The organism is uncultured Nisaea sp., from assembly GCF_963974195.1.
Lineage (GTDB): Bacteria > Pseudomonadota > Alphaproteobacteria > Thalassobaculales > Thalassobaculaceae > Nisaea.
This window is the reverse complement of sequence record NZ_CAXBDC010000158.1, coordinates 1-6,818: the sequence shown is the minus strand read 5'-3', so window position 1 is coordinate 6,818 and position 6,818 is coordinate 1. Positions and strand designations below refer to the sequence as shown.

Sequence of the window (6,818 nt, the reverse complement as noted above, 5' to 3'; positions counted from 1 at the left end):
CGGGCTAAGGTCGCGACGCTGATTTAGGCACATCCGAACGAACTCCCACGAGCACTTCTCACGAGCGCGGTCCATGAGCAAAACGGTCATCGAGGTTCGAGACCTGGAGAAACGCTACGGCACGGTACATGCCGTGCGCGGCGTCAGCTTTTCGGTCGAGGCAGGTGTGACGATGGGTCTGCTCGGCGGCAACGGCGCGGGCAAGACCACGACCATCGCCATGATGCTGGGCCTGCTGGAGCCGACCGGCGGCAGTGTCTCGATCCTCGGCTGCGACATGGCGACCGACCGCTACCGGGCGCTGCCCTATATGAATTTCTCCTCGCCCTATGTGGATCTGCCGCACCGGCTGACCGTGCGCGAGAATTTGCGGATCTATGCCGGGCTCTACTCGGTTCCCGATCCGAAAGCGCGCATCGCCGAGATGGCGGAACAGCTCCACATGACGGAGTTCATGAACAGGCCCTCCGGCAAGCTGTCCGCCGGACAGAAGACCCGTGTTGCCCTTGCCAAGGCGCTGATCAACAAGCCGCGCGTGCTGCTGCTGGACGAGCCGACGGCCTCGCTCGATCCCGATACGGCGGACTGGATCCGGACCTATCTGGAAACCTACCAGCGCGAGACCCGGGCAACGGTCCTGCTCGCCTCCCACAACATGCAGGAAGTCGAGCGGCTGTGCGCCGGTGTGCTGATGATGCGGCAGGGCACCATCGTCGACCGGGGCAGCCCGGCCGAGCTCTTGGCAAAATACGGGCGCCAGACCATGGATGAAGTCTTCCTAGACGTTGCCCGGCAGACCGGCGCGGCGGCGAATGACGGTGCAGGCGCAGACAGGGGACCGGCATGAGCGCGGATCTGGATTTCACCCCGCCGCCCGCATCTTACTTCAACGCCGGGCGGGTCCTGGCCATGGCCCTGCGCTATTTCTATCTGATGCGCGGCTCCTGGCCCCGTCTGCTGGAAATGGCCTACTGGCCGACCATGCAGATGATCCAGTGGGGATTCGTCACCAAATTCTTCCTCGACCAGTCGAGCTGGGTCGCCAGTGCCGCCGGTGTGCTGCTGGCGGGCGTGTTGCTCTGGGACATCCTGTTCCGGGGCCAGATGGGGTTTTCGCTCTGCTTCCTTGAGGAAATGTGGTCGCGCAATCTCGGCCACCTGTTCGTCAGCCCGCTCCGGCCGCATGAATTCGTGATGACACTGATGATGATGAGCCTGGTGCGCACGCTGATCGGCGCCCTGCCACCTGCCCTGCTTGCTATCGTGTTTTACGATTTCTCGATTTTCTCGATCGGCCCGGCATTGTTCGCCTTCATGGCCTGCCTGTTCTTCATGGCATGGGGCATCGCCATGGCGGTGATCGGCATCATCCTGCGTTTCGGGCTCGGCGCCGAAAGTCTCGCCTGGGTGCTTGTCTTCGCCTTCGCCCCGATTTCCGCCGTCTATTACCCGGTCTCGGTGATGCCCGAATGGCTGCAGATGGTGGCCTGGGCGACTCCCTCCGCCTATGTCTTCGAGGGCATGCGCGCGGTGCTGTTCGAAGGCACCTTCCGGCTCGACCTGCTGGCCGGCGCCATGATGCTGAATGTCGTGTATTTCGTGATCGGCGCCGGGGTCTTCTGGCTGGCCTATCGCAGCGCCCGCAAGGAAGGCCGCCTGCTTCAGATCGGAGAGTAGAGCGGCGCCAGTTTATCCCGCAGGCCTGCCACCAGCGGATCGCCCGAGGTCATAATATAGAGCGCGGATTCGTGCAGGTTGACCAGATGCATCGCCGTCATGGTCAGCTCGCGCGCCAGCAGCTGGCGATAGAGATCCTCGATCGGTACCGGCACGGTCTCGATATCCTCGGCGTCATCGAATGCGGTCTCACCGGTGATCCGGGCGCCGACTGCAAGGAAGCTGAAACAGGTATTGGTCATCACGGCAGCGTTCGGATACATCCGGCCCGTCTGCACCCAGTGCGGAGCCTCGGCGCCGGTCTCCTCGCGCAGCTCCCGCTTGGCCGTGCCCATCGGTTCCGTCTCGCCCGGATCGACTGTGCCACTCGGCAGGCCGAACACAACCTCACCGATACCATGCCGGTATTCCCGCACCATCAGAACCTGATGGTCCTCGGTCACGGCAACCATGTTCACCCAGTTCGGCAGCTCGATCACATGGTAGGGATCGACAATCTGACCGTGTGGCGTCTCGCATTTATCCATGCGGTGGGACAGGAACCGGTCGCTATATTCGATCCGGCTGTCGAGAATGCGCCAGGGTTTCGGCATGGGAACTCCGGGAATATCAGGCCGGGCCGCTGACACCGGCATCGGCGAAGGTCGCCATACCGGTGTGGCAGGCCACCGCCGATTTCAGGATACCGATGGCCAAAGCCGCGCCGGAGCCTTCGCCCAGCCGCATGCCGAGATCGAGGATCGGCTCCTTGCCAATCTTCTCCAGCAGCAGCCGGTGACCCGGCTCGGCGGAACAATGGGCGACCTGGCAATGCTCGATGCTGCGCGGATCGGCGGCATGCAGGACAGCCGCAGCGGCCGTGCAGGCATACCCGTCCAGCAGAACCGGCACCCGCGCCATGCGGGCGGCCAGCACAGCACCCGCGATTGCCGCGAGCTCAAGCCCGCCAACGGCGGCGAAGAGTTCCAGCGGGTCCTCGGTCCGGGCCTTGTGCAGGGCAACGCCATCGGCAACCGCCTTCACCTTGGCGCTGAAGGCATCGCCGGTGACACCGGTTCCGGGTCCGGTCCAGTCTTCCGCCGTGCCGCCATAGAGCGCATGGCAGATGGCGGCGGCGGAGGTCGAGTTGCCGATCCCCATTTCGCCGAGGCAAAGCAGGTCGATGCCCGGCTCCACACCCATCATGCCGTAGGCCATGGCCTTGGCGCAGTCGCCGGTTTCCATCGCCGCTTCTTCGGTGAAATCCGCCGTCGGCTGGTCGAGCGCCATCTCGTAGACCCGGAGATCGGCATCGAAAAGCTGGGCCAGCTGGTTCACGGCGGCACCGCCGGAGATGAAGTTCTGCACCATCTGCGCGGTAACTTCGGCCGGATAGGCGGAGACGCCCTTGGCCGTGACCCCGTGATTGGCGGCGAAAACGCAGATCCGGGGATGCTCGACGGTCGGCGGATATTTGCCCTGCCAGGCCGCGAGCCAGCGCGTCAGCTCCTCAAGCCGGCCAAGCGAGCCGGAGGGCTTGGTCAGTTGCGTCTCGCGGCTGACCGCCGCGGTACCTGACTCAAGGTCCGCCGGCGGCAAGGCGCGGAACAGGCCGCGGATCTCGTCGAAGGTCGCATTCTCGGGCGAAAAACGTTCGTCGCTCATGGATCATCACAGGGAACTGTTCTTTGGAATGCCGCCCCCTATACAGGCGATCAGCGCCTGTGCATAGTCCGGGAGCGACGCTTGGAGACGCCGCACAACGGATTAGTACGACGGGATTCTGACAGTCATGGCGAGCGAAAAACCGGCTTCGGTCTGGCGCCCCTGGTGGGTGGACGACCTGCTCCACGCCCTGATGTTCCTGACCCGGCTGCCGGTTCCGGCGCCCGCGCGCGGTGACCGGCCGTTGATGCATACAGGCTGGGCCTTTCCGCTGGTCGGGCTGCTCGTCGGGGCAGTTGGCGGCGGCACGCTCTGGCTCGGCGCCCATGCTGGTGTCCCGCTGCTCGCGGCTGCCCTGATTGCCCTCGCCCTGACCGCTTTCCTGACAGGCGCGCTGCATGAAGACGGTCTCGCCGATCTGGCGGACGGGTTCGGTGGTGGCGGCACGAAAGAACGGAAAATCGAGATCATGCGGGACAGCCGTGTCGGCTCCTACGGCGTGCTGGCCCTCGTCATCGCCACCGGGATCAAGGCCGCCTGCCTCGCCAACCTCGCCATTGCCGCGCCCTGGCTTGCCGCGTTTGGCCTGATGGCGGCGCATGTTCTGGGACGGACCGCCATTCTGCCGATTGCCTATTGCCTTGCCCCCGCAACCGCGACCGGCCTCGGCAGCGGCGCCGGGCGGGCGAAACCGGTGACCACCGGCCTTTGCCTTGCGCTCGGGACGTTGCTGTCCTTCGCCCTGCTGCCGGGAACAGGCTTCATCGCCGCCCTTGCCGCCACAGCGCTGGCCGGAGGCGCCACAGCACTACTCGCGAAGCGGCAGATCGGCGGCTATACCGGCGATGTGCTGGGGGGAAGCGAGCAGATCGTCGAATGTTTCGTCCTGATTGCCCTGACCATGCTCCCGGCTGGCGCGGCCGGTTTCGGCTGGCCCGGATGACACCGACCCGCTGGCATCTGCTCCGCCATGCTCCGGCCGCAGTCGAAAAGGGCACTGTCTACGGGCGCACGGATGTACCCGCACTGCCTCAGGACCCGGCACTTCTGAAGCAGATCGCGGCACAGCTTCCACAATCCGCTCTCCTCGTCACCACACCCCTGCGCCGGACGGCCGAGACGGCGGAGATGCTGGAAAAGGCAGGCTGGGCGCCGGGTGAGCGGATCGTGGAGGCCGGTTTCGCCGAGCAGGATTTCGGGGCGTGGGAGGGGACGACACATGCTGCGCTGGCCCGCGAAAACACGTCCGATTATGTACATTTCTGGGACAATCCGGCGCAAAACCGGCCCCCGGGCGGTGAAAGTTTCGCCGATCTGATGACACGGGCATCCACCGCCTTCGCCATGCTGACGGAGGCGCATCCGGCCCGGGACATCGTGCTGATCGGCCATGGCGGCTCGATCCGGGCCATTGTCGCGGCGATCCTCGGCCTCTCACCGGAGAACGCGCTGGCGCTGGAAATCGCGCCGCTTTCCCTCAGCCTCGCCGATCATGCGGGAACCGAAGCGGCCCGTGGCGCGTTGTCTCCCTGGAAGCTGCGCGGACTCAATCTCAGAGCCGGCCTTTAAGCTTACCAAAGCGGGCATCGCGCCCCATTTATCAGACGCCTGGCAGACGCCACGCCATGACAAACACGGCCACGCCATGAGGAGATCAGGCATGCGGTACGGTTTTTTTGCAGCGATACTTTTCGCGACGGCTCTTTTCGGAACCACCGCACGGGCGGAAGAGGCCTCGATGACGGTGGAGCGGGCCCGGACAACCCTGCACGATCTGACCAGCGATCCGAATGTCGTCGGTCCGGTTAACGATTATCTGAAACGGGCCAAGGGCGTGTTCATCATCCCGCAACTGGTCAAGGCCGGCTTCGTGGTCGGCGGCGAGTATGGCGAGGGTGTCCTGCTTGCCCGCAAGGGTCCCGGCGACTGGAGCGATCCGGCCTTTTACTCCCTGACGGCGGGCAGCATCGGCCTGCAGGCCGGTGTCGAGGCCAAGCAGGTTCTGCTGGTCGTGATGACCGACAAGGGGCTTAACTCGCTGATGAGCAACCAGGTGAAATTCGGCGCCGATGCCAGCATCGCTGTCGGCCCGATCGGCGGTGGTGTCGGAGCCTCCAGCTCCGGCTCGCTCGGCGCGGACTTCATCGCCTTCGCCAAATCCAAGGGCCTGTTCGGCGGCGGCGCTTTCGATGGCGCGGTGATTCAGCCCCAGCCGGAGAAGAATGAGACGTTTTACCGCACCGCCGCGTCTCCCAAGCAAATCCTGCTCGAACGCCGCTTTACCGCGGACGAGGCGAAGTCATTGCGCGAGACGCTCTCGCAATTCTAGGGCGGTGCCGCCATATTCGAATGATTGAATTCTCAACGTCCCTTCCGCCCACCGGCGGAAGGGACGTACGGAAACCGGATCTCGAATATGACCAGACGGACCTTCTTCTTCCTTGTCGGCTTTCTGTGCCTCGCCCTCGCGGGCTCCATTGCCGCCGGCTACTGGATCGTCAGCGGCGGCCGGATCGGCGGCCAGGAGAGCACGGCCAATCTGGTCGGCGGGCCGTTCAGCCTGACCGACGAGACCGGGGCGACGCTGACGAATGAAGACCTTGAGGGCCGCTACATGCTGGTCTTCTTCGGCTACACCTATTGCCCGGATGTCTGCCCGACGACGCTGACCGTGATGACCCAGGCGCTCGACATGCTGGACCCGAAGGTGGCCGAACAGGTCGAGCCGGTCTTCATCACCATCGATCCGGCCCGGGACACGTCCAAGGCACTGGGCGCCTACAGCGAGCATTTCCACGACAAGATCCATTATCTGACCGGCACACAGGAGCAGATCGCGGCTGTCGCCAAGGCCTACCGGGTGTTCTACCAGAAGGTCGAGAGCGAGGATTTCAGCGACTATCTGATGGACCATTCCACCATCACCTATCTGATGGGTCCGGACGGCCGCTATGTCAGCCATTTCGGCTTCAATGCCGCGCCGGAAGACATCGCAAAAGACCTGACCAAGCGGATCGCGGGCTGACGCCGTAAGCGCACGGCAGTTCTTCCGCATCGTGGTGCCGACCTCGCTTGAATGGAATCCCGCGCGCGATTAAGATCCGGCTTCCTTCCGTCCTTCAATCCCCAAGGAGAGCGCGCATGAGCACGAGCCCGCGCATCAAGGGTGTCATGGCCGCCGGCCTGACCGCCTTCAACGATGATCTTTCGGTCGATATCGACCTTACCCTCGACCATACCCGCTGGCTGCTGGACAGCGGCTGCGACGGTGTGCTGCTGTTCGGCACCACCGGCGAAGCCAACTCGCTGTCTGTCGCCGAGCGGCTGACCTTCCTCGAAAAGCTCGGCGCGTCCGATCTGCCGAAGGACAAGCTGATGATCGGCACCGGCTGCTGCGCCCTGCCGGACACGGTTGCCCTGACCAAGGCTTCCCTCGATATCGGTATCGAGCATGTCCTGATGCTGCCGCCGTTCTATTACAAGAACCCGAGCGACGA

The 6,818-nt window shown here is 64.3% G+C and carries 9 protein-coding genes; 7 read left to right on the top strand and 2 right to left on the bottom strand.

What is annotated here, in order from left to right; translation table 11 throughout:
* The first annotated feature begins 73 nt into the window (after positions 1-73).
* Together AAC126_RS21195 and AAC126_RS21190 are read left to right on the top strand one after the other, a co-directional pair.
* The gene (locus AAC126_RS21195; protein ID WP_339857286.1) at positions 74-847 is read left to right on the top strand and encodes an ABC transporter ATP-binding protein; all 774 of its coding nucleotides are present in this window, start codon (positions 74-76) and stop codon (positions 845-847) included.
* Positions 844-1,677: an ABC transporter permease gene (locus tag AAC126_RS21190; protein WP_339857285.1), complete on the top strand. Its 834-nt coding sequence runs from the start codon at positions 844-846 to the stop codon at positions 1,675-1,677. Before AAC126_RS21195 ends, AAC126_RS21190 begins: the two co-directional genes overlap by 4 nt.
* Here the strand turns inward: AAC126_RS21190 and AAC126_RS21185 are convergent.
* Together AAC126_RS21185 and cobT are read right to left on the bottom strand one after the other, a co-directional pair.
* A complete protein-coding gene (locus AAC126_RS21185) occupies positions 1,662-2,270 on the bottom strand; it encodes an NUDIX hydrolase (protein WP_339857283.1) in 609 nt (202 codons plus the stop codon). The genes AAC126_RS21190 and AAC126_RS21185 overlap by 16 nt on opposite strands.
* Positions 2,271-2,286: 16 nt before the next feature.
* On the bottom strand, positions 2,287-3,321 hold the full coding sequence (gene cobT / locus AAC126_RS21180) for a nicotinate-nucleotide--dimethylbenzimidazole phosphoribosyltransferase (protein ID WP_339857281.1): 1,035 nt from the start codon (positions 3,319-3,321) through the stop codon (positions 2,287-2,289).
* 127 nt (positions 3,322-3,448) lie between these two features.
* Here cobT and cobS point away from each other — a divergent pair, with 127 nt between their 5' ends.
* The 5 genes from cobS to AAC126_RS21155 form a co-directional block, all read left to right on the top strand.
* Complete coding sequence (gene cobS / locus AAC126_RS21175; protein ID WP_339857279.1) at positions 3,449-4,264, top strand: adenosylcobinamide-GDP ribazoletransferase; 816 nt, start codon at positions 3,449-3,451, stop codon at positions 4,262-4,264.
* Positions 4,261-4,890, top strand: a complete 630-nt coding sequence (locus AAC126_RS21170) for a histidine phosphatase family protein (RefSeq protein ID WP_339857277.1) — start codon at positions 4,261-4,263, stop codon at positions 4,888-4,890. The genes cobS and AAC126_RS21170 overlap by 4 nt, the downstream gene beginning before the upstream one ends.
* Before the next feature lie 91 nt (positions 4,891-4,981).
* A complete protein-coding gene (locus AAC126_RS21165) occupies positions 4,982-5,650 on the top strand; it encodes a lipid-binding SYLF domain-containing protein (protein WP_339857275.1) in 669 nt (222 codons plus the stop codon).
* 87 nt (positions 5,651-5,737) lie between these two features.
* Complete coding sequence (locus tag AAC126_RS21160) at positions 5,738-6,346, top strand: SCO family protein (RefSeq protein ID WP_339857273.1); 609 nt, start codon at positions 5,738-5,740, stop codon at positions 6,344-6,346.
* A 116-nt stretch (positions 6,347-6,462) separates the two neighbouring features.
* Positions 6,463-6,818 (top strand): dihydrodipicolinate synthase family protein (locus AAC126_RS21155; protein ID WP_339857272.1); only part of this gene is annotated, 356 nt, incomplete at its 3' end.

Excerpts from the sequence above, each read along its gene's own strand:
- AAC126_RS21185 (WP_339857283.1), bottom strand. The coding sequence starts at position 2,270 with ATGCCGAAACCCTGGCGCATTCTCGACAGCCGGATCGAATATAGCGAC.
- AAC126_RS21195 (WP_339857286.1), top strand. The coding sequence starts at position 74 with ATGAGCAAAACGGTCATCGAGGTTCGAGACCTGGAGAAACGCTACGGC.
- cobS (WP_339857279.1), top strand. The coding sequence starts at position 3,449 with ATGGCGAGCGAAAAACCGGCTTCGGTCTGGCGCCCCTGGTGGGTGGAC.
- AAC126_RS21170 (WP_339857277.1), top strand. The coding sequence starts at position 4,261 with ATGACACCGACCCGCTGGCATCTGCTCCGCCATGCTCCGGCCGCAGTC.
- AAC126_RS21165 (WP_339857275.1), top strand. The coding sequence starts at position 4,982 with ATGCGGTACGGTTTTTTTGCAGCGATACTTTTCGCGACGGCTCTTTTC.
- AAC126_RS21190 (WP_339857285.1), top strand. The coding sequence starts at position 844 with ATGAGCGCGGATCTGGATTTCACCCCGCCGCCCGCATCTTACTTCAAC.
- cobT (WP_339857281.1), bottom strand. The coding sequence starts at position 3,321 with ATGAGCGACGAACGTTTTTCGCCCGAGAATGCGACCTTCGACGAGATC.
- AAC126_RS21160 (WP_339857273.1), top strand. The coding sequence starts at position 5,738 with ATGACCAGACGGACCTTCTTCTTCCTTGTCGGCTTTCTGTGCCTCGCC.